The organism is Deltaproteobacteria bacterium (assembly GCA_016930875.1).
GTDB lineage: Bacteria > Desulfobacterota > Desulfobacteria > Desulfobacterales.
The window spans coordinates 1-26,403 of sequence record JAFGFW010000166.1; the positions used below are offsets into that span (position 1 = coordinate 1).

Genomic DNA, 26,403 nt, shown 5'->3' on the forward strand with positions numbered 1-26,403 from the left:
GCGTTGTCAAGGGATCGGCGTAAACGACTACAGCCTCACCCTTGACGCCTTGCATCTGCAGCACCCTCGGCTTTTGCAACGTTAGGGATCACTGTCGCAAAAAATTGAGCAAGATCTTTTCACCCTCCTGGGTTAGGAACGATTCGGGGTGAAACTGCACCCCTTCAATGGGAAGTTCCTTGTGCCTGATTCCCATGATCTCGCCCTGCTCCGTCTCAGAAACGATTTCCAAACACCCGGGCAAGCTGGCACGGTCTACCACTAAAGAGTGGTAACGGGTTGCCTCAAAGGGTCGCTGGACACCCTTGTAACATTTTTTACCGTCGTGATAGATGCGAGAGACCTTGCCGTGCATCAGACGGTCGGCTGGCACCACCTTGCCCCCAAAGGCCTCGGCAATGGCTTGATGTCCGAGGCATACCCCCAGGATGGGAACTCTTTCTGCAAAATAGCGAATTGCCGAAAGCGTAACCCCTGCCGTGGCAGGCACTCCTGGCCCAGGAGATATGACGAGCCTGTCCGGTCTGAGCCCTCCAAACTGTTCAAGAGAGATCTCATCGTTTCTAAAGACCTGCATGGTCTCCCCAAAACCCCCGAAGGCCTGAACGAGGTTGTAGGTAAATGAATCGTAGTTATCGATAATGAGTATCATAGCTCTGGTCCATTCCTTCAGCCCTCACTTTTTACGAAGCCGTCAGTCTTATGGCCTCAAAAAGCGCCCTGGCCTTATGCACGGTCTCCTCATATTCCGTGCTGGGCACTGAGTCAGCAACAATGCCGGCCCCTGCCTGGACAAAGGCCTTTTCATTCTTCATAAAGATGGTGCGAATGGTGATGCCAACGTCCATGTTGCCATCAAAAGAGAAATATCCTACTGCGCCAGCATAAGGACCGCGGCGACAGGGCTCGAGTTCATGAATGATCTCCATGGCACGCACCTTTGGCGCACCTGAGACCGTACCTGCTGGAAAGGACGCCCGCAGCACGTCAAAGGCGTTCACCCCGTTTTTTAGAATTCCTTCAACGTTTGAGACGATATGCATCACGTGAGAGTAATGTTCCACGACCATAAGGTCCGTGATTTTAACCGTTCCGTATTCTGCCACACGGCCAACATCGTTTCTTGCCAGATCGACCAGCATGACGTGTTCAGCTCTTTCCTTGGGATCAGCCAGAAGTTCGGCTTCAAGCCTTTTGTCATCAGCCTCGCTCTGACCACGAGGCCTTGTGCCTGCAATGGGTCGCAATGTAACGCGCTTTCCCTCGAGTCGGACCATCACCTCCGGGGAAGAGCCAAGGAGAGCGGTGTCCTCAAATTGCAGGTAAAAGAGATAGGGCGAAGGATTGATTCGACGCAGCGCCCGGTATACGTCAAAAGGCTCTGCTGCCGTGTCTGTCTCAAAACCTTGGGACAGCACGACTTGAATAATCTCTCCCTGGCGGATATATTCTTTTGCTTTGGATACCATGGATTCGAACTGTGCCCGGGGGATCTTCTGTTGGATGGGGCCAGACATAGACGTTTCTCGATGTTCGGTTTCCACGGGTGGAGGTTGCTTTAGCTGGTCAATGATCGAATCGATATGGTTTACGGCCTCATTATAACAGGCTGCGGGATCGGCCTCCGTGGCCACATGAACATTGGCAACCACCTTGATGGATTGTTTCAGGTTGTCGAAAATCAGCACTGTTCGCGGAACCATGAACCAGGTGTCCGGAACGCTGATCTCATCAGAAAGGTAGTCCGGAATGGGCTCGAAAAAAGACACTACCTCGTATCCGATGTAGCCAACGGCTCCGCCAAAAAAACGGGGGAGGCCTTCTACCGGAGCCGGCCTGTATGCGGCAAGGAGTGTTTCAAGCAAACGAAGAGGGTCTTTGACGGTTTGCTCTTTAGATTCATTTTTTATCTCGATGCTTGCAAGGTTGCCCCTGCTCTTGAACGTGAAGATGGGATCGATCCCCATAAAACTGTAACGACCCCATCTTTCGCCTCCTTCCACGCTTTCGAGCAGGAAGTTATAAGGGCCGGTGTCAAGCTTTCTGAACACACTGATGGGTGTTTCCGTGTCGGCAAGGATCTCTCGATAGACCGGAATCAGGTTTGACGTTTGAGCCAGTCTCATAAACTCATCTTTTTTAGGGTGCATTTCTTCTTCCATTCACAAAAAAAGCCGTAGGTTGCAGCACCCCACGGCCTTAGAAAGAGACAAAAAAAGCCGTGGGCCTTGAAGTGGCTCACGGCTTTGGCTTAGACCTGTGTCAAAGCTAAATGGGCAGGCACACTCCAAGTGCTGTGCCGCACCACCACCAGTTATGTCTCATCTCTTCTTTCAAAGTCTGAAAAGATTTCCTTTTTTCAAAATTTTTATTAAAATACCAACCATTGGCCTTATTGTCAACAAAAATCTTAGACGGTGTCAAAAACAATGCTTGACAGCAGGGATGCACTGGCGTATTAGTAAATAAATGTCTGGGAGAGAAAAAATATTGACGACTAACAATCTGGACAATCCGAGAGTGTTTGTCTTTTGGCGCTTCTTTTTTGCTTTTAGAAGCGTCCACCTGGATGTCTAACCCAAAAAGTTAAGCACCCCGGGTGGACCGAAGCGGTCTGCTCGGGGTTTTTTTGTTGCCTGAAGCCCCGAGAAACAAGATTCTCGGGGCTTTTTTCTTTGGGAGGTTTAGCCATGATTCTCGTTTTGGAAAACAGCATCACACAAGAGCAAAAGAACCGCATCCTAAGGATACTCCGCCAGGGTGGGTGCATTGTCCGTCAGATGTCAGAGGCAGGACAATGTGTCATAGGGGCTACCGGCAATGCTGGTCACGATCCTGGTTTTTTTCAGCAACTTCCAGGAGTAGCAAAATTAGTGCCTATTTCCACGTCTTTCAAGCTGGTAAGCCGGCAGATGCATCCTGAAGACACTGTGGTCGACGTGGGAGACGTAGCGGTTGGCGGGGAGCGCATCGTGGTCATTGCCGGCCCATGTGCGGTTGAAAGCAGGGATCAAGCCCTCACTATTGCCCGCGAGGTCAGAAAGTATGGAGCTGTCCTGTTTCGTGGCGGGGCCTTCAAGCCGAGAAGCTCACCCTATTCCTTCCAGGGCCTGGGAGAAGAGGGTCTCAAGATTCTTGCCGAGGTTCGGGAGGAAGTTGGTCTAAGGGTTGTTACCGAGATTACGTCACCTGCCCAAGCGGACATGATGATGAAGTACGTGGATGTTGTGCAGGTTGGGGCTCGAAACATGCAAAACTTCGAGCTTTTGAAGTGCCTGGGGCGCCTAGGAAAGCCGGTTGTCTTAAAGCGGGGGCTATCGGCCACTATTGAGGAATGGCTCATGTCAGCCGAATACATACTTTCTGAGGGTAATAACCACGTTATCCTTTGCGAACGCGGCATTCGCACCTTTGAACCGTATACGAGAAACACCCTTGACCTGTCCGCCATTCCAGTGATCAAACAGCTCACCCATCTTCCGGTGATCATCGATCCGAGCCATGCCACCGGCATCCGCGAAAAGGTCAGTCCCATGGCACGAGCTGCCATTGCCGCAGGGGCAGATGGCTTGATGATTGAGGTGCACCATGACCCGGACAGGGCGCTTTCTGATGGCGACCAGAGTCTTTATCCAAAGCAGTTCGGGCGGCTGATGCGTAACATTTATGTGATTGCGCCGGTAGTAGGGAAGCAGCTTGATTTTGGCTATCTTGATAAAGCCACCGCCGTGGATCACCTGGGTAAAACCAAAGGGGGAGGGAGCAAAAACGCTGCCTTCTTGGGAGAGATTGGGACATTCAGCCACAAGGCCTGCATGCAGTATTTTGGGACAAAGCTAACTGCTGTGCCTATGTCTTCATTCAGGGCCATTTTTGACGCAATCAAGAATGGTGAGACCAAGTTCGGTGTGGTGCCATTGGAAAATTCTCTAGCCGGCAGCATACACGAAAACTACGATCTCCTTCTCGAATATGATTTGAGAATTATCGGAGAGATCACACTTCGCATTGTGCACAACCTGATTGGCCATCCAGACGCCAAGATAGAAACCATTAAGCGAGTCCTTTCACACCCCCAGGTCTTCCAGCAATGTCGACAGTTTCTGGACCGCCATCAAGACTGGGAGCTTGTTTCAGCAAAAGACACGGCCACGGCCGTCAAACGCATTAAAGAGGCGGGAAGTCCGACCGATGCTGCCATTGCCGGTAAGGAGGCAGCCGGCCTTCACGGGATGGAGGTCATTGAAGAGGGGATTGAGACAAATCCGAGAAACTACACCAGATTCGTGATAATAGGCGCCCAGCAACTTGAAAACGGGCCACGGCACAAGTCTTCTCTCATCTACTCAACGGGCAACCGCCCGGGGGCTCTCTATGAAACATTAAAGGTGTTTGCCGACCAGGGCATCAATCTGGTGAAGCTGGAATCGCGCCCAATCCCTGGGAAACCATGGGAGTACATGTTCTATGTAGACCTTGAGGCAGATGTTGAGTCAGACTCGTTCAAACCCATACTCAGCGCTCTTGAGGAAAAGACGGACTATCTCAGGATACTGGGGAGCTACTAATGTATCCCAATGTCGCCCTCTGGGAATGCGGCTGAATGTAGCGTTCAAGTTTACGGCATGTGCAGAATGGGCTACTGCGAAGCGGTTTAATACATCAGTCGCAAACCTAACGCTTTTGGGACTGACGCTGTCGTGGGGAGGGTGATATCATGGCCATAGCAGATCTAAGGATGACACACTGGCAGCGGTTGAGTACTTACCTCCTATTTCAGCCGCAGTGCGTGGATGAATACTTTGTGAACCTCGTCATCCCTCTTCATCGTTTTTGGCACATTTTCAATTTCATACTTTCCATGAATCATTTCGATGAACTGGAGCATACACCTGCGGCGTACGTCATGGGCCAGAAAAACGGTGCCCTCGGGGCGAAGATATTTTCGAAACAGCTTAATGATCGGTTCTATGAACGTGACGTTGAAGATCAATTCCGAGCCGCAGATCACATCATATGTCTCCGTCAGATGCGGGTCATTCCAATCTAGTTTCTTTACGGTGACGGTATCAAGGCCATTGTGTTCTACGTTCATGCGCAGCAGTTCAAGGGCATCCTCTTCATATTCGGTGACTGTGATCTTGTAGCCGAAGGCTCCAAGGAATAGGCCTGTAACCCCCATCCCCGCACCAATTTCGAGTATGTCCTTTTCCTTTCCTAAACCAATGCGGATCAAGTGATCAGCCAATACTAAGGATGCTTCCCAAATTTTGACCCAGAACGGGAACTTCCTGATATATTCCTCCCCCTGCTCTTCAAGGTTCTTGATGAACACGTCCCAGTTCGCTACCCCAAAAAGATCAAGCTTTTTGCCGCCTATAGCGATGGGAATGACTTCAAGTTCATATTTGTCTTTGAGAGGTGTGGTCATAGTTGGAACTTCCCATTAACTCAAATCTTGCATAGTCTCTTTATTCTTAAAGTTAATGCAGAAAGGATTTCCCAGTATTTTTCAGGGTGTGATCATCTCGCATGTAATTGGCCTGGCTGCCGTTTCGTTTAATCGCCTCGAAGCCCTCCGGGTCATAGGCCTCAATGCCATATTCAGGGGCTTGTTCAGGGCCTGTCTCCCGGCACAGCGCTATGTGCCTTTCCAGTTTAGCCACCGAAAATGAGATCAGCTCCTTGAGGAACCCAAAGGCGTGTCGCATCTGGTGAAACCCGTATCTCTTCATCATGGCAAAGCCTTTAACGGCATCTTCTTCGGCCTTTTTGTTCGGCTTATCCTCGCTTGTCGTGCACGCGGTCTGAATGGAGGGAATTTCCAGCCTTTTGTTGATCTTTTCCATAAGGAGGTTTGCCATATTGTGTGAGACAAGACCCAGATCCACAGCATAGTTTTTCTGGACGTTGGCAATGGAGGGGAGCCCAGCATGGACGACCATGAGGCCCGGATTCACCAGTTGAGTCAGGGTAATTCCGAACAGGGCTTCGGCATGAGTCAGGGTCAAGAGACTGGACATGGAATAAGGACCGGAAAGTCCGGCCATTGGCATGGTGGATACGTAGATGGGGATGCCCTTGCGTACGCATGAGAGAAATGGATCGATCATACTTTCGATCACATTCAACGGACTGTTGATAATGGAAAACTGTACGGTGAGGTGGCCCCTGGTCTCATGGATCTCCTTTGCCCGAGCGATCCCCTCACCGGTCACCGTGCCCACGTAGATGGGTTTGTCGCAGTTTTCGATAATCGTATCCATTACCTTCACTTCTTGATTTCTTATCAAGACGCCCCTGGCCATGAATTGGACCACATCCGCCTCATTTACGATCTTGGCTATTCTGGCAAGATGTTCAAATGTCGGATCCACGAGTTCGCCGGTCTGATCATCATAGACAAAGGGGGCCGTTCCTCCGACACCGAAGGAGTTATCACTGATCCAGTACTGGTCCCTTTTGGGCGCGGTGTTAATGGCCTGTTGTACTAAAGGGGCAAGGATATGAAGATGCCCCGTGGTCTCATCAAAGGCGGCTAAACCAGTATCCTCAAGAATCTGCCTTATTTCCAAAGAGGAGCACTTTACTCCCACCTCCTCCAAAACCCGGAGGGAATCATTGTGTATCTTTTCCAAAAGGTCACTATCTTCAAGATCCATCTTAGTCCCTCACGTTGACCGGTTACACGCCACCAGGGATACGTAAAGCGAATGTTTTTTGACTTCTCCTGGAGTGCCGCCCCAAAGCTAATCCCCTATTTAAACGGGTCCCACCTAATGGTCTGTTTTTCATATGAAGGTGGGAAAAGCCGCAAGAACTCGTCATAATAATAGAGCTCTTTGAAAGAAGCGAACGGCAAGCCATACGCCGCTTTTGGCCTTTGCTCTATCTCTCTGCGGTCGATTTTTTCGGAGATTAGATCATCCATAACGTCATCCGTGCCCACACCCATGGCAAATCTGAGTTTTTCGCGATTGGCGATCTTTTCAGGGAGCATATCTCTGAATGCTTCTCTTAAGATATACTTTTCAACCTGCTTTTCTCCATAAATCTTCCATTCCATGGGAATCTTTTGGCTCAACGCCACCACTTTTGCATCCAGATAAGGCGTTTGATAATCTACAGCATTAGCCATCCATCCCCGATCCAGCCGCCTCAGTGCCGTATTGTAAGCAATGTCGAGTAACTTCTGAGCAAGCCGTTCTCTTTGTTCATTGCTTTTCACTTCAGGACTTTTCAGGACCATACGATATCCCCCAAACAATTCATCAGCCCCCTCACCAACAAGAACACTATCGGTATATTCTTTCACCATTCTGGAAACATAGTAATTGGAAATAATACCGGATATGCAATCCTCATCAAAGCTCTCCAGGTACCAGACAGCGTGAGAAATAAAATCAGTAATATCTGTATCAGAAATCTTGTAGATATGGTGCTCCATGCCCAAAAAATCGGCCATTAACTTCGCGTTTTCCAGGTCCGGCCCCGGAGCTTTTCCGATGGCAACGGTGAATAAGTGTACATCAGGATTGAACTCCTTGGCTATGATGGCAACAATGGAGCTATCCAGGCCGCCGCTCAAGGAGATGCCTCCTACACCATCCATTCTCTTTCTTACGGCTTCTATGACAAGCTCTCTTAGAATGCCGGCAGTTTCCTTGATGTCCCCCAATTCAGGCACCTCAGGACTAAATGGCTCAAACTCCTTTATCCCTTTCTTCGTGCTGTACAAACACCCAGGAGCAAGCTCCTGGATATTGAATGGTACATGCTCTGCTAACGCTTTCATCTCTGTGCCGAAGAAGAATGTGCTATTGTCCGATCCGAAAAACAGGGGCCTGGCGCCCACATGATCACGGGCCAAGATTACTTCATCATCCTTTTCCACAATAGCACAAGAAAAACTCCCTTCCAGGCGTGTAAAGCAATCCCTCTCATACTTTTCATAGTACTGTCTGAAAAGCTCTATATCACTTTGGCCTTCGGACCTTTCATTGAATAGTTCTCCATTGAAGAGAATATACGGGGGTTGCTCAAGGGCCGTACAATAAGTCCTGCGGGGTGTCAGGTTCACTTCGTTGGCGCCCACTGCTCCCCTATCATCGCTTAGCGTGCGGACAATGCTGTTATCCGGGCCTCGATGACGCATCAGTTTCAGCATCCTCCCCAATTGCTTTGTACTGTCCTCGTTGATCTTGCCGTGTTGAGATATAATTCCGGCCACACTCGCCATTTTTCTACCCTCCAAATCTGTTTTTAGGGTTTATGTGACAAAGACTTTCCCAAGATTGGCTGTTGTGAGCGGATCTTCCATATACATCCCCAAACCGTTGCGTTTGATCGATTCCATGCCTCTATCGTCATAAACCGGCATCGCCACCTCAGGGGCGTCGTCAGCGGTGACTTCCTCTGCGATCCGGATAGCCTTTTCCAGTTTGGCAAAGGAAAAATCTATAAGATAACGCAAGAAGGCAAAGGGATGTCGGATCATATGGAACCCGTATTTCAGACACAGGGCCTGACCCATTTTCGCATCAGCATAGGCCCTTTCTGTGGGGTGGTCCTCATGAGTGGTGCCTGCGCTCTGGAATGTGGGCAGATCCAACATGAGATTCAGATGGGTCATTAGTATGTTTAAGAAATTGTGACTGATCAGGCCATAATTGGGATTGTATTCGATCCTTGGATCGGCAATAGTCGGAAATCCGGCATGAATGCAGGTTGTTCCGGGATTCAGTAACTGTGCGGCACAGATACCAAAAAGGACTTCAGCATGGGTCATGGCCAGGACCCCGTTATAGCAAAAAGGGGCGCTAATACCAGCCATGGGCATGGCAGAAATAAAGACAGGCAACCCGGCCTTAACAACCTTAACAAAGTGCTCTGAAAAGTTTTCGTTTACCTCAAGGGGCGAACGGGTAAGGCAAAACACGACCATGACGTTCTTTCTTTTTTCATGCAGCTCTCTGGCGCCAGCCAGAGCCGCATCCGAGGTCACCGCAAAATAGATCGGCTTGGTGCAATGCTCAGCCATGATGTTCATTTGCTGGACTTCGTCCTTGAGCTTCACGCCTCTTCCCATGCCCGCTACGACCTGATTCTGCTCAGCAATCCGGGCAATCTGAGCCACGTGGTCGGCCGTGGGAGGCCCTCCGCCCTGGCCGGTCTTGTCGTCATATACGTATGGGGCTGTGCCGCCTATGAAAAAGCTGTTCATGGGCACAAAGAAATCACCCATACCAGGAACGGTCCGGAGGCACTGCTCAATCAATCCGGAGGTAACAAATACACGGCCTTCATAGACGATTGCCAGCCCTTCCGCCTCAAATTGTTGAAAGACATCTTGAATCCCTGGCTGTTTGCAGCCAACACCGAGATTTTCCAGTATCCATAATGCATCCTCGTGGACCTTGAGAAGCATGTCCACGGTCTGCTCGCCCAGCAAAGCCTTTGATTTTCGAATCTGTTCGAGGTTCACAAATGCATTCCCAGTTTATTGTCTATTGGGTAAAAGGGACAAATGAACCAGGGGAGCCTACTTTACCCTGTGACGTCTTTCAGCACAGCAATCGCCTCAAAGGCATCCTTGCAGTAAGCATTGGCTCCAATCTGGTCGGCAAATTCCTGGGACGTTGGGGCGCCGCCGATGAGCACCTTCACAGTATCGCGAAGCCCCTCTATTTCGAGCTTCGCGATAACATCTTCCATGACCCGCATGGTAGTCGTGAGAAGCGCTGAAAGTCCCAGAAAAGGGGCCTGGTGGTCCCTTACGGCTGCTACAATCTGGTCGGTGGCCACATCAGCGCCGAGATCTACGACTTCGTAGCCTGCGCCTTTCAGCATGATGGAGACAATGTTTTTGCCGATGTCGTGGAGGTCGCCGGCCACGGTAGCGATAATGAACTTGCCTTTGCTTTCCACGCCCGCCTCAACGAGATGGGGACTCAGGATGTCCATGGCAGCTCCCACACACTCGGCTGATGCAAGCATGTCCGGGATGAGATACGTTCCCAGGTCAAATCTTTCCCCCACCACCTCCATGGCTTGGGTCAAACCATCTAAGACAATTGATTTGGGGTCAATGTCTTGCCCAAGGGCCTCTTCCACAAGTTCGGTGACCGCGGGTTGGCCCTCTATGCCTTCATCGAAACCCTCATCCTCAGCCACAACCCTTCCTTGTATGACATTGAACGCCACCTTCTCCAGAAGTTGCTGTGTGTCCATTATAGCTCCTCTCGAATTCCACTCATTTTCGAAAAGCCCGGGTGTAGCGTCGGCAATGCCGATCTTTGCCCACCAACACCTCGCCTGTCTTGACCGCGCCCATCAAGGCCTTGTCCAATGGGTCCGTAATAGCCGCATCCAGGCCAGCGTAAACGGCCATATGCAAAAAAGCTGCGTTAAGCCCGGTTCGGCCAGGCAGGCCATATGAGACATTGGAAAGGCCCATGACCGTCTTGACGGCAGGCAACCGCTTCTTGATCTCCACAATGGTATTGAGCGTCACCATGCCCTGTTTGATGTCCGTGCTGACGGGTATGACCAGCGGATCCAAGTATAATGTCTCGGAGGAGACCCCTTGCTTTTCACAAGCGGCTGCGATCTTTTCGCAGGCGCGGAGACGCCCTTCAACAGTCTTAGGGATGCCGGCCTTATCCATCGCCAGCCCGACTAAAGGCGTGTCGTACTCGCGGGCCAAGGGTACCACCTGTTCCAAATTATTTTCCTCCGCCTTCGTCGAATTGATGAGGCTAGGTCTTCCATTTCGCGCCTTGAGCCCGGCTTCCAGCACTGCGGGATCCGCGCTGTCAAGGCAAAGAGGAACCTCGACTTTTTCTTGGATCGCCTCAATGGCCCATTGCATGGAGCAAATTTCGTCCTCGCGGGATCCCACCCCCGTGCCAACGTTCACATCAATGAAGTCGGCTCCCGCACCAGCCTGAGTTCTTGCCAGGTCTAAAAGTCGGGCTCTATCCCGTTCCAGTACGATGGCTTTGATGCCTGCCAGACTGGCATTGATTTTTTCTCCAATTATGATCACCGATGGTTTCTCAAAGCTTAATGCATAACAAAGGATCTCAATCCCGGAATTTCTCTCCCTACCCGTTTTCTTGCTTCTGACGGAATAGCCGATTGCCTCGGCCTATTCAGAATCTCTTTGACTGTTTCGCAGGCGCGAGCCTCGGCGTCGTTTGCCCCGGCGGCCTGCCATTGTGTTCGTTGTTCGCGATCGCTTAGTTGCGGAACGTATTGCTCAGAGCGCATGTGCCGGCGCGTGTGGCGCGCAGAGACAAAATGCCCTCCCGGCCCTGTCTTTTTGATCAAATCGAAGGCCAGAGTATCCTCATTGACCTGGATGCCTTCCACGGCCCGCATGATCATGCCGATGATCTCGTTGTCGATAACCAGCTTGTCGTACGAGGCGGTCATGCAAAACTCGAGAAACCCTGCCGCGTCATGGATGAAATTGCCTCCCGCTAAAGCAACCATCAGGCTGGTAATGGCTGACTCGTACCCTGCCTGTGCATCGTTTACCTTGGAATCGGACATGCCTGCTGTTGCATAAAACGGAAGCAGGTAGAACTGGGCCATTTGGGCAGCAGCGGCGTTCATCAATCCCATCTCCACAGCGCCCGAAAGGTACTTCATGTCCCGAAGATCGGTGATGGAAGAGATACAGCCGTACAGGGTGGGGGCGCCGGGATTGGCAAGCTGGGCCAGCATGACGCCTGAAAGGGTGTCCACGTTTTGCACCACAAGGTTGCCGGCCAGCGTAATGGGCGCTGTTGCGCCGCAAAGGGGTTCTGTTGGCACTACCACCGGGATTCGGTTGCGAGCCGCCTCCATGGTGAGTTGGGCATAGCTTTCATCCAGCACAAAGGGGCTGATGACGCAGGTCACCATGGAGATAAAGGGCCGCTCTCTCAGTTTCTGGGCAGAGCCCGCGATAATTTCCGCCATCTTGATGACGTCTCTGACTCCTTCTATTGTATAGACTCCGCCCATCACGTGTTTTTGGGTGTGGTTCAACGCTGCGCCAAAGCGATTTACGTCCACATCCTCCACAGGGAGATCACTGGGGTACACGTTAAGCATGTAGAAATGGATGTTATCCAGGGCCTCCACAAGGCGGGCCATGTTCACTACATCTTCAAGGATTGCTCTCCGGGAATCCTGAGCTCCGGGCTCCAGTACGTTCAAGGCAGTGCCGCCAGTGCCCAAATACACATTTTTGCCGCCGATCTCGCAATCGAGATCCCTGGTCTGCGAGCGACCGCAAAGACGAATAATAGGGGGGGCTTTATGGATTAGTTCCTCCACCAGACTCGGAGGAACCTTGACCACGTGGCTGTTTTCATCTACGTCGGCTCCTGCACCGAGGAAGAGATCTCTGGCCGCAGAGGAGTTCACCTGCACGCCAACCTCGTCAAAGACCTTGAGGCTTGTTTCATGTATTTTCTGAATGTCTTCACCGGTCAGAGGCTTGTAATGCCCCCCAGGCAATCCTTTTCTCACTTTCATCATCTGTCCTTCAGTGGTCGGTTCAAAACGGCTTTTTGGGCCCTGCTGTTTGCTATCTCCTTCTTGCTATGCAATCTGTTTTTCTACAGTCCAGGCAGGGATTGTAAGGAGGGGAGTTTTGGGGAGGCTCAGTGTGCGATATTCCGAAGAGACCTGAAATCGACTTGCGTGGCAGCATGAGGCAGGAATCGAGCAGCTCAACCCCGGTAAACTCTGAATCGAACAAGGCGAAGAGCTTTTTCTGATCTGTCACAGGCCAATCGCAATAACCTGGACTAAAGCGCAGGGTAGTCGACTTGCTTTCCGTGGCGAATTTGGCTTTCTTGCGTTCGTGAAACTGTTCAACCATATTCTCAACAGCTATGGAGGCCATGGCATCCAGGACATAGGCCTCGGAGAGGCAATTTGCGGCCATGAGACCAACAATCTCGTCTTCAATCCGGCTTCCTACAGTAGCTACAAAGCAGATGATTTCATCCGAATCTCTGAGCGCTCGTGAAAGCTTTGGGCTTCTAAAGGTTGTGCCCCCTTGGATAGCAACAGATCCACTGCCAACGTTATCAATTTTCTCGATTCGATAGTGCAAGCGTGGTTCGAGCAGTGTATCTAATGTTTCCTCGCAGCACTCCAGTTTTGCGTTGAGGGAACACGAAAAGCTCTGACGTCCTGCACCACCAAAAAGCCTGGACAATTCGTACCGTTGTACGCTTGGATTAATTACCATCGGTCCCATTGTTTTCCCTTGGATTAGTAGAGTGTTTCACAAAAACCTTTCCAAAATTTGTCATTTCGAGCGAAGCGAGAAATCTTGTTCTGGCATTATTCTTATTATGATAAAGTATTCTAATATAGTACTAAATCAAATTATTTGAGTTGAAATCGTATACCAGAGGAATTCTAGTTTGTCAAGGCACAACTCGCGGCCACGTCATTTGACGAGATAACCAGTTGAACTAATGAAAGTTATTTCCTTCATCAATGTTCGGGTTTTCCAATGTTTGTCGGGAGGCTGTCCAGTGTGGACTACTCGACTTCCAAATCCTGAACTTCGAGCATGTGGGTGAGCTTTGTGAGGCCCCGAACGATCTCCTCTATTTCGCCTTGGGGGAGCCTCTTAAGCCCATCGATGATCTTCTGTTGGATAGGGGGTGGGGCGTTATCGGCGAGCCTCTTCCCGGCCTCTGTGAGCTCGATAGTAATCACACGGCGATCCGGGGACTTCCTTAATCTTATCACGAGTCCTTTTTGTTCCAGACGGTCAATGATGCCGGTGACCGTGCTGGACTTTACCATAATGTACTTGGCGATTTGCGAAGGAGGCAAAGGGCCGTATTCGTAAAGGGCAAGGACGCAGTTGAGTTGGGGGGCGCTCACTTGATATTTTTTGTTCAGCTCCTTTGTGTAGAGTTCTCTCGACTGCAAGAGTCTACGGATTTCGTAGATGATCTCTTTGACAAGATCGTGCGGAGCCTCGAAATCGGTCGCTCGCGAAGGCGTTTGGACGTGGCTTGACATTGCAGTCTGTCCTTTGTACAAAGATTTGAATTGAAATATTCCAACAAGGAAATCTTTCTTAACACGAGCAGACCTGCTGGGCAACACAATTTTTGAGGTTGGTATTAAATGTGGTTGGTATTAAATGTGGGAATGGGGATATTCTATAGCACTGATGTCAAGCAAAAAATTGCATTTATCCACGTTACAAGATTCGATCCCGCCAAAAAGACGGCGGGCAGGGGCCGGCCCCAATTAGCCCATCGGTATGGAGTAGTCCTGTATTGCCTGCCCCGTTGAATGCGAAGCTATATTCTACCGGGGTCCCTCCAGAGGTCCTAAAATGGCCCCAACGCTCGTGCTCGGGCTCTCTCGCCGAATATATTCTTCGGTAAGTCCCTCGGTGATCCACAGCCCTTTCGGAGGTACCTCATGCTATTCAAGAGCCTGTCCGAAATCTCGATTCCTGAAATTGACAGCATATTGAGCAGAGACTATGATCAATAGCAGGCAGAGAATGCATAGGAGCAAGCCTGCCCCGGATAATCTGTGAATATGATGCATACGTTAGAGCACTTGATAACGATACTAATTCCATAGGGCAACGGGTGGCAGGTCAAGCATGATACGTGAGAGTATTTCTACAAACCTACAAGGTGAGATCAGAAGGGCAGCAGAGATCCTATACCAGTCGCAGTTGAACCTGGCCCTGACTGGTGCAGGTATTTCCGTTGAATCGGGCATACCGGATTTTAGAAGCGCCGGCGGGCTTTGGGAGCGCTACGATTTCATGGAATACGCCACCATCTCGGCTTTCCGGGCCAATCCGGAAAAGGTCTGGCAAATGCTCGCGGAGATGGAGGATGTGGTCAGGCGGGCAAAGCCAAACCCCGCCCACAAAGGGTTGGGTCGGCTCGAGCAGATGGGACTCCTTCATACCGTTATTACCCAGAACATCGACAACCTCCATCAAGAAGGCGGTTTCACCCGCGTCATTGAATACCACGGGAACTCCAAGACACTTTCCTGCCTCCGGTGCCAGCGTCAATACGGACTGGATGAAATCGGCGACAAGGTGCCCCCCACATGTGCTTGCGGCAAGGTACTCAAGCCGGATGTCATTTTCTTTGGAGAGGCCATCCCTCCTCGCGCACTTCATGAGTCCTATGATCTTGCTTCCTCCTGCGGATCACTTCTGGTCATTGGCACGTCTGCCCAGATAGCGCCTGCCAATACTATTCCTGTGGTGGCCAAGAAGGCTGGCGCCAGCATCATCGAGATCAATGTGGAGCCGACTCTTCTCACGTCATCGGTTACGGATATCTTTCTTCAAGCAAAGGCGGGAGAGATTATGGCCAAGCTGGTCAATGAGGTGGAAAACCTCATGAGGCAAAAGTAGTCATTTTGACCAAATTCAGTCATGGATGTATCTTGATATTACCTCAAGGCAATCCCTTTTTCTCTCTTGATAAAACGAAAGGTGCTTTCCCCCCTCATATACAAACGAATGAAAATTGTCTTCCAAATCTTTCAAGAAATCTTCAATGACTTCCTTGAATTCAGATTCATTGTTTGCGTTGTCTAACATGAAATCAAAGGTCATAATCTTGGTCTCCACGTATCTTTCCAATTTCGAACGTTGTGGACACGCAAGTTTTCCACCGGGCGCATCCTTGTAGAGATGGGCGGTCTGCCAAATAAGATCATAAACAGCCTTTCTGATATCTTCTTTTATGTCTCTTTCTGACATTTTCACCTGGCTGCCTCAAAGTAAACATTGTGGAGACAAGACGGATGTTCCTAATCTTCCCGATATTTGAAAAAATCATACCAGGCCATTTCTTGTTTTGTTCCATATCTTAGTAACCTCATGAATGCCGTGCCAAGACTTTTGAGTGCCTGGAAAGCCAGCTTTTTGTTTAATCCTGGAATAGGAATAGCTGGAGTAGGGGGATGGTTGCTGGTCCCGGTGGCCTCAGGGGATCTCTCGCTTGCCGTGTGTTTATCAAGGTAAGAGAGTTCAATGGTTCCCACGCAGCAATCACTACCTTCAGAAATCAGTCTGGGAATTTCTGGAACCTTGATATTAGGATTCAAACGATGGAAGGTGCCTGCCTCCATGGCAGCAATAATGGTCCTGCATATCTCAGGACAGCGCGCTAATATATGGGCCATGGGGCATGTGCTCACGACCTTAATGGCTTTCCCCTTGGTCTCCATGGTCCAGACGCCCTTCACACCGCCAAGGCCATCATCGAAATCCAGGATACGGCCTAGACTCCGGGCATCGTCTACATCAGTGCCTAAAGCCTCTTTCAGGATGAGGGCTCGATCAACGCCTATGTGATACATAACCAATTGGATAGCCTTAATCCCCTTTTTCCCAAACAGCCTGTTGACGGATGGAAAAAGCAAGGCCATAAATACGGCCATAATCCTTGTGAAGGATATGAGGTACGTATCCTGGTCCGGTGTTTCGGCCTTCCCCGGCATAAGCAATCTCCTAAATATCTATGAAATCCAATGCTGATTGAGCGGTACTCTGGGCAAGTTCTTCACAAAAGTCCATGTTTTTCGACCGGGAAGCTTTACCCAAAATATCAACACAATCCGCGCTGCCAAATTGCGATACGAATTTCTTGTAGAGCCTGCCCACACGCAGGCTGGTCTTAAAAGACGGATGAAGATGCTCATTTTGAAAAACCCTGCTTCCTTCTTTCATGGCCACCAGCCCTACTCTAAAGAGCCTGCCATGCTGTGTCCTACGCAGCTCCGTTCCATACACTATGCCCAGCGCCAAGACTCCACCCATGAAAGCACCACAAATATCGCCCTGGAATGCGATACCCCCGGATAATCCCCGGGCAATTCTTGAAATGGGACTTAGATTAAGGTCGAGCCGGGATTCAATGTGTGACAGGACAGCGCTGGCACAATGAAACTTCTTTGTGTCAAAAGGAGGCCTTACCCGATATGCACCTTCTGAAGGGGATCTCCTCTCAGCCATCTCAATAATGTCAAAGACAGATTCTATTGAGGTGTAGACAACTCTGAGGCATTTCATTCCTTTCAGCAAAAACCGCCTGATGTCATAGCCTTCCTTGAATTTTATGCCGGTAATATCCCTGCATTTGGTGCTACCAAAGCGTGTGTTGAATCTTCGGTAATACTCAATACAGTTAGGCCATAGGCGGTTGCAGTCATTATCCCGGTGATATAAACCTAAAGATAAGACCCCTCCAGTAAGGGCGCCGCAGGTATCTCCCTCGTGTCCGATACCACCACCCAGTCCAGTAGCTGCCTTTAGTATCTTCCTGTCTTCCAAATCCAGAAACCGCTGGATTGCCAGAAGGACGGCTTGGGCTCAGGTAGCTCCACCGAAGACGTATCTTATGGCTTCGGAAAAGGCCTTTTGTGTTCTGAATTCTGCCATAGATTTAGGGCTGGGTCAGAAATAACTTGGTAGAATTGGCGCTCAGATTTGGGTTAGATTTGGCTGATCTGATTGAGCAAAACCACAGGAATAGCAAGCTCTTTCGAGGATTTTGCGAATGAAGATCGGCCGAAAATGGCCTGAAGCTGAGATGCCAAAATGCCAAGTTATTTCTCACCCAGCCCTTAGCCCATGTGCCAATTGGTTTCCAATGCCGGAAACAACTTAATATTATATTTCCATATAGCAAAAACCGTCCCGAATCAACGAGCAAAAGGACCTATGTCTTGTTTGCCTGTATTTCTAGATGCTTAGACGTGGACAGTGAGTAAGGTCAAGCTGGTCATACTGGAAATACCTGGTCAAGGCCGAGTGTGGCAAGTTCTAGAAATATATTCCAGGAAGTGTGTGGAAACAGGCGGAAGGCAGCATACTACTTAACCCTACAACGACGTTTACCACTCCGTCATTCCGGCGAAAGCCGGAATCCAGTCAGAACAATCTGGAATATGGCTATTTTAGTTCATGATCACAGCTAGACTTCTGGATGCCGGATCAAGTCCGGCATGACAGAATCCAGAATTTGGTGTCGACGGTAAGTGTCGTTGTAAGGTTAAGGTCAGCCATATTCTTGACCTGTCTTGCCCTTCAAGCCGAATTCAGATATTGTAACATCCAATGAAGCCGATTGTTGCCATCATAGGGCGACCCAATGTGGGCAAGTCAACGCTCTTTAACCGCATGACGCGGTCGCGCAAGGCTCTTGTGGATGATTTCCCCGGAGTTACCAGGGACCGGATTTACGGAGATGCCCAGTGGGACGAAGTTTCTTTCACTGTGGTGGATACCGGAGGTTTTTCTGAATTTGAGTCAGAACAATTCGCGCCTCTGGTCAAATACCAGGTAATACAAGCAATGGAGGAAGCTGATGCCATCATCATGCTTTTGGACGGACGCGAAGGCGTAACCCCCGTGGATGTGGACCTTGTTCAGCGGCTGCGTCAATCAAGCACACCTGTCTTTTATGGCGTCAACAAGATTGATGGGCCAAGACATGAATCACTCATGGCTGATTTTTCCGTTCTGGGCATAGAACCCCTCTATCCTATCTCTGCCGAACACCGATATGGGATGGGGGATTTCATGGATGCCTTGATCGGCGTTTTGCCTCAGACAGCGCCCGAAACAGCATCCGACCGTATCAGGCTGGCAGTTATCGGGAGACCCAATGTGGGAAAATCTTCCCTGATCAATCGTCTCTTGGGAGATGAGCGCCTTGTGGTGAGTGAAGTGCCCGGCACGACTCGCGATGCCGTTGACAGCATTTGTAAGGTGAATGATAAGGAATACGTTCTGATTGACACTGCCGGAATCCGCAGAAAGAAACAGGTCAAAAAGAAGATTGAGAAATTTTCCATCATTAAAGCCCTAAAAAGCCTGGGTCGGTGCCATATTGCATTGGTCATGATGGATGCAGTCAGTGGGGTTACCGACCAGGATGTGCGCATTGCAGGATATGCATGCGAAAGGGGACGAGCTTGTATTGTTCTCTTAAATAAGTGGGATTTGGTGAAAAAGGATTCCGCAACGGCCGCGCAATATGTGCAAAAGGTCAAAGACCGACTCAAGTTCATGAGCTTTGCCCCTGTGTCGACCATTTCAGCCCTCACGGGCCAGCGGACATTTCAGATCTTTGACTTGGTCGACGCCGTGTATCAACAATATGCCACAAGGGTGAGCACCGGGCCGCTAAACAGGATAGTTAAGACTATAGTTTCTCGAAACGAACCTTCGATCTATCGTGGAAGACGCGTGAAGTTTTACTATAGCACGCAGACGTCTGCGGCCCCACCCACATTTGTCTGCTTTGTGAATTATCCAGAGGGCATTCATTTTTCTTACGAGCGATACATGATAAACGAGCTTAGAGAAGCCCTGGGGCTGGACAAGACTTCCATCCGGCTCATATTTCGAAAGAGAGAAAAAAAATGAAGGCATGGGGAAGGATGCAGAATGCCAAGTTCCGCGTGCAAGATCGGCCTTGACCATCAGGCATCCGGTATCCGGCATCAGATCCCACATTCCGACCATGGACCTATTTGATCAAATTGAAAAAGAGATAGAAAAAACAGCTCGTCCCTTGGCAGAGAGGATGCGGCCCCAGAATCTTGAAGCCTTTGTGGGGCAGGAACACCTGCTCGGCAAGGAGAGCCTCCTTCGTAATGCTATTGAGGAAGACCGGCTGTTTTCAGTCATTTTCTGGGGGCCACCCGGCTCCGGCAAGACAACTCTTGCCCGGATCATGGCCCGCGAGACAAAGTCCGACTTTGAGACGTTTTCAGCCGTGCTCTCCGGAGTTAAAGAGATACGGGAAGTTGTCGAGAAGGCAAAAACGTCGCGCCGCTACCATCAGAAAAAGACCCTACTCTTTGTTGATGAACTCCATCGATTTAACAAGGCCCAGCAGGATGCCTTCTTGCCCCACGTGGAAAGCGGGCTCATTACACTCATAGGGGCCACTACGGAAAACCCGTCATTTGAGGTGATCGCTCCACTTCTGTCCAGAGCACGGGTTATGTTGCTCAAGCCGTTTACAGATGAAGCCCTGTCATCCATCCTGAAACGTGCCTTGAGCGATGAAGAGAATGGCCTGGGCGAGTTCTCCTTGGGGGTGGAGCCGGACGCCCTTGATCACATAGTCTGGACAGCCGACGGCGACGCCCGTGTTGCCCTGAATAACCTCGAGTCGGCTGCATCTCTGGTTCAGGAAAAAGATGTCAGTCAAAGAAAAATCACCCGGGCCGTTGTGGAGACTGTGCTTCAAAAAAAGGCGCTGCGCTATGATAAGACCGGCGAAGAGCACTACAACCTTATTTCCGCCTTTCATAAGAGCCTGCGCGGAAGCGATCCGGACGCGGCCCTGTACTGGTTGGGTCGCATGCTCATTGCAGGTGAGGACCCTCTCTATGTGGCTCGCCGTATGGTAAGATTCGCCTCTGAAGATGTGGGAAATGCCGATCCCAGGGCGCTCTCTGTGGCCGTTTCCGCCTTGCAGGCCTTTCAATTTGTTGGCCTCCCCGAGGGAGATCTTGCCCTGGCCCAGGCTGCTGTTTATCTTGCCACGGCTCCAAAAAGCAACGCCCTTTATGCCGGCTACGGCAAAGTGAAACAGACCATCGGGGATACGGGTTCACTTCCGGCGCCCCTCCATATAAGAAACGCGCCAACAAAGATGATGAAGGATCTTGGCTACGGCAAAGGCTACAAGTATGCCCACAATTTCCAAGACGCCTATGTACCACAAACATATTTGCCGGAAAAACTAGGCGGGCAGGTCTTTTACACACCCACAGACAGAGGTTACGAGAAAATAATCAAAGAAAGACTCGAAAAATGGCGCAGACTTCGAGATTCGATGCTCAAGGATTTAGAAAAAGGAGTCCATTATTTCTGAAATCCGTGTATTTTCTGGGAGGAATTCATAAAGACAAGCACTTTTTTTCGTGTCTTCGTTTTTTCGTGTCTTCGTGGCAATTGTCTTTTTGGGATTCCAGTATATTCGACTTCGGTTAAAAGAAATGCAACCCATGTCAAAACTTTCAATACCAAGCGGGATGCTTGAATATGTGGAGAAGGGAAAAGGCGTGCCGTTGATCCTGCTGCACGGCGGCACGGGGAGTATACAAGAATGGGGCACCTGTATTGATTACTTTGCTACAAAATATCGCGTGATTGCGTATAACAGGCGCGGGTATGGAGATTCTACGCCGCGATATGCCTTTTCATGTAATTTCTATGAAGAGGATATAGAAGATCTGGTTGCCTTCCTGGATGTTCTTGGGTTGACAGCCCCCGTCTTTTTTTGTGCATTCAGTGACGGGGGAACAATTGCCCTGATCTTTGCAGCCCGGTTTCCTGAAAGAACAAGAGCAATGGTTTGTGCGGGAGGACACATATACGTGGATGAAAAGACATCCGAGGGGCTTCTTAGAACCAGGCGCATCTTTGAGAACCGTATTCAACGCAAGGGGCTTGAGGAAACACCTCAAATTCGCAGTCAAAGGGCCTGGTTTGATCGATGGCTCAGCGTTGACTTCAAACCATTTTCCATTGAAAATATGATGTCTCAGATAAAATGCCCGGCCTTAGTTGTTCAGGGAACCGAAGACGAATATGCAGACACAGGCCATGCCCAAAGGATCGCCGATGGGATTGATGGCTCAGAACTCTGGCTTGTCAAGGGGGCCCGGCATTGGGTACACGGCGAGGAATATGCTGGAGTATTTAATGAAAGGGTGATGGCGTTTTTTGCTGACAAGTAACACTCGGGGTTTTGTTATGGTTTAACCATTGTCGCTATTGCCTGCGGAGGTAGAGCAGATGTTGGATTATCTAAAACATGCTTATGAACAGATAGAGGCCGGTATTCTCTCAAAATGGGCAGTTCTTTGGCCTGTTCTCGCCAAAGCCGCCCTTGTGTTATTAGGCGCGGTCTTGGTTTGGGCATTTTTCAAACGCGTGCTGAAAAGGGTTCGAACAAGGGCGCAGAAATATGAATTTGTCCGTCATCATGAAGAGATATTTGGCCTTATCCAAAAGGCCGTCTGGTATACCCTGGTCTTTGTCATCGGCATATATATGTTAAATCTATTTAAGATACCCATGTTGGAGAAGATCTTCTACGCGGCCCTCATTATCCTTCTAGCTATGCCGGTCAAAGACTTCACCCTGCTCTTGCTCAGGTATCTTGAACAAAACCTCATCAAGAAGACCGAAAGCAAGGTCGACGACATCGTCTTTGATCTTTTGAACAAATTCTCAGGTGTTATCATATTTGCCGTTGCGGTCCTGCTGGCCCTTGATGTGCTTGGCATTAATGTGGTTCCTTTTGTGGCAGGCGCTGGCGTGGCAGGAATAGCAATCGGTTTTGCAGCCAAGGATACCTTGTCGAATCTTATAGCAGGAGTCTTGCTCATCATGGACAGGCCCTTTGAGGTCGGTGACCGGATCGAAGTGTGGTCTGCGCCGAAAAACTCAGCTTCATGGGGAGACGTGATCGATATAGGCCTTCGGGCCACAAAGATCAAAACCACAGACAACATCGTCATTATCATTCCCAACAATGAGATAATGACGCGCGACATCATAAACTATACGACAATCTCAACGGATATCCGTGTCCGGATTCCCATCGGTGTTTCATACGATACAGATATCAACAAGGCCAAGTCCGTCATAGTGGACGTGGCAAAGACCGCGGAATGGGTCCAGAAGGAGCCCCCGCCCAAGGTTGTGGTAAGGCAATTCGGGGAATCATCGGTTGATCTTGAGCTGCGGGTCTGGATCAGGGATGCCCGAAAACGGATGGATACGATATCCTATATGACGGACAAGGTTAAGGAGGTCTTTGACAAAGAAGGGATAGAAATCCCATACCCCAAACGGGATATCACAATCATGCAGCCAAGTTAAGAGTGCCCCCGTGGCAACGTCAAAGTCGATCGAGTTTTCTCAAACCAGAGGGAGGTGCGAGCCCCTAAAATCCGAATATCGAAATTCGAATACAAAAAGCGTTCCAGTCTCTATGTCGCTATCTATCTGAAACTTCACACAGATATGCTTCTGTTTCGGAAATTTGAGCTTTGGCCATTTGGATTTGTTTCGGATTTGCGGCTGACGTCTTGAAGACAGCACGAATTTGCGGCTGACGCCTTGAGAACGGCACGTGCTTCGGATTTCCGGGCTCGCACGGCTTAGGAGGTACAATGAGCAAGTTTCCAAAAGATGAAGATTCAGCAGATCAGATCTCTTTAGAAAAAGAGTTGGAAATGGATGAGGAAGATCCTGATCTCTTTCATAGGGATGACATGCGTGATCTGGAGCGCAGCTCAGATGTTCAGAGGCTGAGTAATCGAATGACCATGCTGTTCATACTGATTCCGTGTCTTCTTTGCGCGATCTTTGTCTTTGCCTATCTGGACATCAGGGAAAAGCTCAACCAGTTCCAAAGCACAGGATCAAGTCAGGTGCAAGCATTGTCTGAGGATGTGGTTGGAAACCTGACATCTCTGGCGGATAGGCTATCGACCCTGGAAAAATCCTCAGTTTCCATCCAGGAAAATCTGGAAAAAGACCAACGGGAGATTAGAAAACTCGTCACATCGAAAGTTGACAAAGAGGCCTTTGAACGAACCGGCAAAAAACGTTCTGCAGAGGTCACCGGTGGCTTTTCAGCATTGCGAAAAGAGATGGCAGCGCAGAAGGCGTCTGTTGAGAAGTCAGTGAAGGAGCTGGGGGAAAAGCTCGACGAAGGGACCGCTACGCTTTCGGCCTTCCGAGACGACCTGGTGAAGCAGAAAAAGGAATTGGCCGAGGTCCTTCAAGTCATTGAGGTGATACGCAACGAAGCTCGCAAACAGGAATTGGACATCAGTCGCCTGTCAGAGGACGGGTTAGATAAAGAGCAATTAGACAACCTCTTTAAGGAGCAGCGGGCAGGAATGTCTCTATTGCGACAGCAAATACAATCCCTAAAGGGCGATGTCTTGTGGATGGAAAAAGAACTCAACCTGACCGGCAAGAGAAGTAAAACCCCGGCGCCGGGCACGATCATAGAACAAGACATCGCGGAATAGCTCTTTGCGTCACAGGGACACTATTCAGGGCTTGATCTCGAAAGGAATCGTAGACAGCAATTCGCCGTCAGGTCCGAGCACATCCACATGCCATGGTCCCCACTCGTGAGGCTGGATTATTTTTGAGCTCTTGGTTCTCCAATTGGCGCTGCCTGCGGCCAGAACAACCCCGGCCCGCTGCATCTCTCCGAAATACCAGACATGAGTGACAGTGGTTGGTTCCAGAGCCCCTGTAATTCTGGTAAAACAGTAGAGCTTGCCAACGGATGCATTGAAAGTCGTGCCAGCGTTTACTGGCGCCCGATCGACGACGTCTTCGCAGATCGCGGCATCTGTGACTTCCAGCGAAACAGCCTCCTGGGCCTGAATCATCGATGTTTGAAAAATACAAACCGCCATTACCAGAGCTGCAACAACAGACAAGGATGCTTTCATGGGCTTGATCTCCTTGGTCCCGACCTCAGCGCCTGCGTCTGAAAGCCGGATAGTGTTTTCGTCCACGGGGACTTTTGGGGGCCGTGATCGCTGTGTGGGTGAACCACAAACAGGGCATCGGTTGCCTTTGCGCATTATGCCAAACCATTCATTAGAGCATTTGGGGCAGTATCGCGTACTCATAGCACACCTCCTGTCTTCGTTGTCAAGCTTAAGCATCTGCACGCCACTTGTTTATGCAAATGACAGGCCATTGGTGGCACATTGGCACAGGAATGCTTCAGGCACCCCATGTGTATCCAAGTTTTTTCAATCCGCGCAAGTATCAATAACTCGGCGAAGGCTTTTTCTTCCATGCGATATCAATCATGCCTTTGTTCCCTCAACTACCGTCAACATTTTGACAAACTGTGTGTGTATGCATCAACTCCTTCCAGGATGCCGCTTGCCAGTCCAGCAATAAAATCTGCGATTGTCTGAAATTAGATGTGATTATACATCTGCAATTTTCTGGGATGATTCTTGTTGCAATGAGCCTTGGATAAGGAAAACAATGATTATTCCATTACGCTTGATCGGTCTGTTTGTCATTCTATTGTTAGCTGCTACGACTGCCGGCACTTCTTGGGCAGACCATAGTTGGGTAAAAATCGGCGCGTTGGCAAAAAGATGGGCTAACAGTGCATTGAAGACAGGGTGCCGCTGGAAACTGAGTCCCGCCTCGGCGGGATTTACGAAGCCGTCAGTCTTTATTTTTTTGCGAGGTGTGGAGGGGCGGGGTTGCTTTAGTCTTGACACATCTCCGAATACGTATATAATGTGCGTAAATGCAAGGGGGTGGTTAGTGTGAAGACTGCAACAGTTGGTGAAATCCAAAAAAATTTTGCCCGGGTGCTCAGAGACATAACCGCCGGAGAAGAGGTTACCGTTACAAAAAGAGGAAAACCGGTAGCCAGAATCATAGCGTTAGGCCCTAGGAATCAGATTGACTGGCCTGACTTCTATGCTGAAGCTGTTGAACTGAAGGGCAAACCTGCCAGTGAGATAGTTATTGAAGGCAGGGAGGGTAGATTCTAGGTGCTTTACGTTGATACCAGCGTGATCGTCAAACTCTATTTTAGAGAACAATATTCTCTAGACGCATCAAATTGGCTTAGGAACAACGATGAAGCTATCCCTTTGACCAGTTTTCATGAACTGGAGTTCAACAATGCTGTCTACTTGAAGCGATTCAGGGCTGAAATCACAGAAAAGGAGGTCGCACTGATCTTGTCAAGATTCGATAAACACCAAAGAAAAGGAATATACTATCGCCCCCAACTGAATTGGACCGAAATATTTAGCTACGCCCTCGATCTGTCAAAACAACACACCCGAAAAACTGGGGTAAGATCATTGGATATTCTCCATGTTGCCTCAGCCTTGTCAATGAAAGCAGACAGGTTTATCACTTTCGACGACAGACAGTCCAATCTCGCTTTTCTTGCCGAACTAAAAATTGACCGAATCTAATCTTGTCTATGCGCCGCCTCATATTCACGGTTCATCTCAGCGATGTGGCCGTGATCTGCAAAACTGAAATATGTATTGTCCCCGATAATGAGGTGCTCATGGACCGGGGGACGCGAGGGGGACGTTGTTGACCCACACTTTCAAGTGTACATCTCGCAACAAAATCCTCAATTGTTTGGAATCCAGATGTCGAAAATTGGCACTTTCAATTTTTTTTGGCAGGATTTTTGCTGTCTAGGAGGAGGCGATCAAGTCTTTCCGTATTGCACTCTTCGTCTTGTTGGTAGAAGGCAAAACAGAAAGGAACTTTGTCATGGCCAGAAGTCCAGGCTACGAAGAACTGGGACAAAGGATCAAGATAAGGCA

General features: G+C 49.6%; 24 protein-coding genes. 9 read left to right on the plus strand and 15 right to left on the minus strand.

Annotated features, from left to right (window positions below):
• Positions 1–88: 88 nt before the first annotated feature.
• Both JW883_14140 and trpE read right to left on the minus strand, forming a co-directional pair.
• Positions 89–652 carry an aminodeoxychorismate/anthranilate synthase component II gene (locus JW883_14140; protein MBN1843407.1) on the minus strand — a complete coding sequence of 188 codons (564 nt, stop codon included), beginning with the start codon at positions 650–652 and terminating at the stop codon, positions 89–91.
• 31 nt (positions 653–683) lie between these two features.
• Positions 684–2,150, minus strand: coding sequence for an anthranilate synthase component I (gene trpE, locus JW883_14145; GenBank protein MBN1843408.1), 1,467 nt, complete (start codon positions 2,148–2,150; stop codon positions 684–686).
• A gap of 540 nt (positions 2,151–2,690) precedes the next feature.
• On the opposite strand from trpE, the gene aroF reads away from it, so the two are divergent.
• Positions 2,691–4,568: a 3-deoxy-7-phosphoheptulonate synthase gene (gene aroF, locus JW883_14150; protein MBN1843409.1), complete on the plus strand. Its 1,878-nt coding sequence runs from the start codon at positions 2,691–2,693 to the stop codon at positions 4,566–4,568.
• A gap of 203 nt (positions 4,569–4,771) precedes the next feature.
• Here aroF and JW883_14155 read toward each other — a convergent pair whose 3' ends face one another.
• From JW883_14155 to JW883_14195, 9 genes are all read right to left on the minus strand, one after another.
• Entirely contained in the window at positions 4,772–5,431 is a 660-nt protein-coding gene (locus tag JW883_14155) for a methyltransferase domain-containing protein (GenBank protein MBN1843410.1), read from the minus strand.
• Positions 5,432–5,483: 52 nt separating this feature from the next.
• Positions 5,484–6,662, minus strand: a complete 1,179-nt coding sequence (locus JW883_14160; GenBank protein MBN1843411.1) for a trimethylamine methyltransferase family protein — start codon at positions 6,660–6,662, stop codon at positions 5,484–5,486.
• Between the two features lie 95 nt (positions 6,663–6,757).
• On the minus strand, positions 6,758–8,239 hold the full coding sequence (locus JW883_14165; protein ID MBN1843412.1) for a hypothetical protein: 1,482 nt from the start codon (positions 8,237–8,239) through the stop codon (positions 6,758–6,760).
• Positions 8,240–8,269: 30 nt separating this feature from the next.
• Positions 8,270–9,484, minus strand: a complete 1,215-nt coding sequence (locus tag JW883_14170; GenBank protein ID MBN1843413.1) for a trimethylamine methyltransferase family protein — start codon at positions 9,482–9,484, stop codon at positions 8,270–8,272.
• Between the two features lie 62 nt (positions 9,485–9,546).
• Positions 9,547–10,230, minus strand: coding sequence for a corrinoid protein (locus JW883_14175; GenBank protein MBN1843414.1), 684 nt, complete (start codon positions 10,228–10,230; stop codon positions 9,547–9,549).
• Positions 10,231–10,252: 22 nt separating this feature from the next.
• Positions 10,253–11,047 carry a dihydropteroate synthase gene (locus JW883_14180; protein MBN1843415.1) on the minus strand — a complete coding sequence of 265 codons (795 nt, stop codon included), beginning with the start codon at positions 11,045–11,047 and terminating at the stop codon, positions 10,253–10,255.
• A 17-nt stretch (positions 11,048–11,064) separates the two neighbouring features.
• Positions 11,065–12,528, minus strand: coding sequence for a trimethylamine methyltransferase family protein (locus JW883_14185; GenBank protein ID MBN1843416.1), 1,464 nt, complete (start codon positions 12,526–12,528; stop codon positions 11,065–11,067).
• Positions 12,529–12,580: 52 nt separating this feature from the next.
• A complete protein-coding gene (locus tag JW883_14190; GenBank protein MBN1843417.1) occupies positions 12,581–13,261 on the minus strand; it encodes a hypothetical protein in 681 nt (226 codons plus the stop codon).
• 290 nt (positions 13,262–13,551) lie between these two features.
• Positions 13,552–14,043: a MarR family transcriptional regulator gene (locus JW883_14195; GenBank protein MBN1843418.1), complete on the minus strand. Its 492-nt coding sequence runs from the start codon at positions 14,041–14,043 to the stop codon at positions 13,552–13,554.
• Between the two features lie 601 nt (positions 14,044–14,644).
• On the opposite strand from JW883_14195, the gene JW883_14200 reads away from it, so the two are divergent.
• Positions 14,645–15,421: an NAD-dependent deacylase gene (locus tag JW883_14200; GenBank protein MBN1843419.1), complete on the plus strand. Its 777-nt coding sequence runs from the start codon at positions 14,645–14,647 to the stop codon at positions 15,419–15,421.
• 15 nt (positions 15,422–15,436) lie between these two features.
• On the opposite strand, the gene JW883_14205 is transcribed toward JW883_14200, so the two are convergent.
• Genes JW883_14205 through JW883_14215 form a run of 3 tightly spaced genes read right to left on the minus strand, consistent with a single transcriptional unit; the run spans position 15,437 to position 17,347 of the window.
• Complete coding sequence (locus JW883_14205; GenBank protein MBN1843420.1) at positions 15,437–15,778, minus strand: hypothetical protein; 342 nt, start codon at positions 15,776–15,778, stop codon at positions 15,437–15,439.
• A 44-nt stretch (positions 15,779–15,822) separates the two neighbouring features.
• Positions 15,823–16,515 (minus strand): hypothetical protein, encoded by a 693-nt coding sequence (locus JW883_14210; protein MBN1843421.1) that lies wholly within the window; start codon positions 16,513–16,515, stop codon positions 15,823–15,825.
• 10 nt (positions 16,516–16,525) lie between these two features.
• Positions 16,526–17,347, minus strand: coding sequence for a C_GCAxxG_C_C family protein (locus JW883_14215; protein ID MBN1843422.1), 822 nt, complete (start codon positions 17,345–17,347; stop codon positions 16,526–16,528).
• Positions 17,348–18,133: 786 nt separating this feature from the next.
• Here JW883_14215 and der point away from each other — a divergent pair.
• From der to JW883_14240, 5 genes are all read left to right on the plus strand, one after another.
• Positions 18,134–19,447, plus strand: coding sequence for a ribosome biogenesis GTPase Der (der, locus tag JW883_14220; GenBank protein ID MBN1843423.1), 1,314 nt, complete (start codon positions 18,134–18,136; stop codon positions 19,445–19,447).
• Between the two features lie 97 nt (positions 19,448–19,544).
• Positions 19,545–20,909, plus strand: a complete 1,365-nt coding sequence (locus JW883_14225) for a replication-associated recombination protein A (protein MBN1843424.1) — start codon at positions 19,545–19,547, stop codon at positions 20,907–20,909.
• 133 nt (positions 20,910–21,042) lie between these two features.
• Positions 21,043–21,777: an alpha/beta hydrolase gene (locus JW883_14230; GenBank protein MBN1843425.1), complete on the plus strand. Its 735-nt coding sequence runs from the start codon at positions 21,043–21,045 to the stop codon at positions 21,775–21,777.
• Between the two features lie 58 nt (positions 21,778–21,835).
• Positions 21,836–22,927 (plus strand): mechanosensitive ion channel family protein, encoded by a 1,092-nt coding sequence (locus tag JW883_14235; GenBank protein ID MBN1843426.1) that lies wholly within the window; start codon positions 21,836–21,838, stop codon positions 22,925–22,927.
• 293 nt (positions 22,928–23,220) lie between these two features.
• On the plus strand, positions 23,221–24,090 hold the full coding sequence (locus JW883_14240) for a hypothetical protein (GenBank protein MBN1843427.1): 870 nt from the start codon (positions 23,221–23,223) through the stop codon (positions 24,088–24,090).
• 24 nt (positions 24,091–24,114) lie between these two features.
• Here the strand turns inward: JW883_14240 and JW883_14245 are convergent, their stop codons facing one another.
• A complete protein-coding gene (locus JW883_14245) occupies positions 24,115–24,708 on the minus strand; it encodes a DUF2914 domain-containing protein (GenBank protein MBN1843428.1) in 594 nt (197 codons plus the stop codon).
• A gap of 663 nt (positions 24,709–25,371) precedes the next feature.
• Between JW883_14245 and JW883_14250 the strand changes: the two genes are divergently transcribed.
• Positions 25,372–25,602 carry a type II toxin-antitoxin system prevent-host-death family antitoxin gene (locus tag JW883_14250; protein ID MBN1843429.1) on the plus strand — a complete coding sequence of 77 codons (231 nt, stop codon included), beginning with the start codon at positions 25,372–25,374 and terminating at the stop codon, positions 25,600–25,602.
• On the plus strand, positions 25,603–26,037 hold the full coding sequence (locus JW883_14255) for a type II toxin-antitoxin system VapC family toxin (GenBank protein ID MBN1843430.1): 435 nt from the start codon (positions 25,603–25,605) through the stop codon (positions 26,035–26,037).
• Positions 26,038–26,403 lie beyond the last annotated feature (366 nt).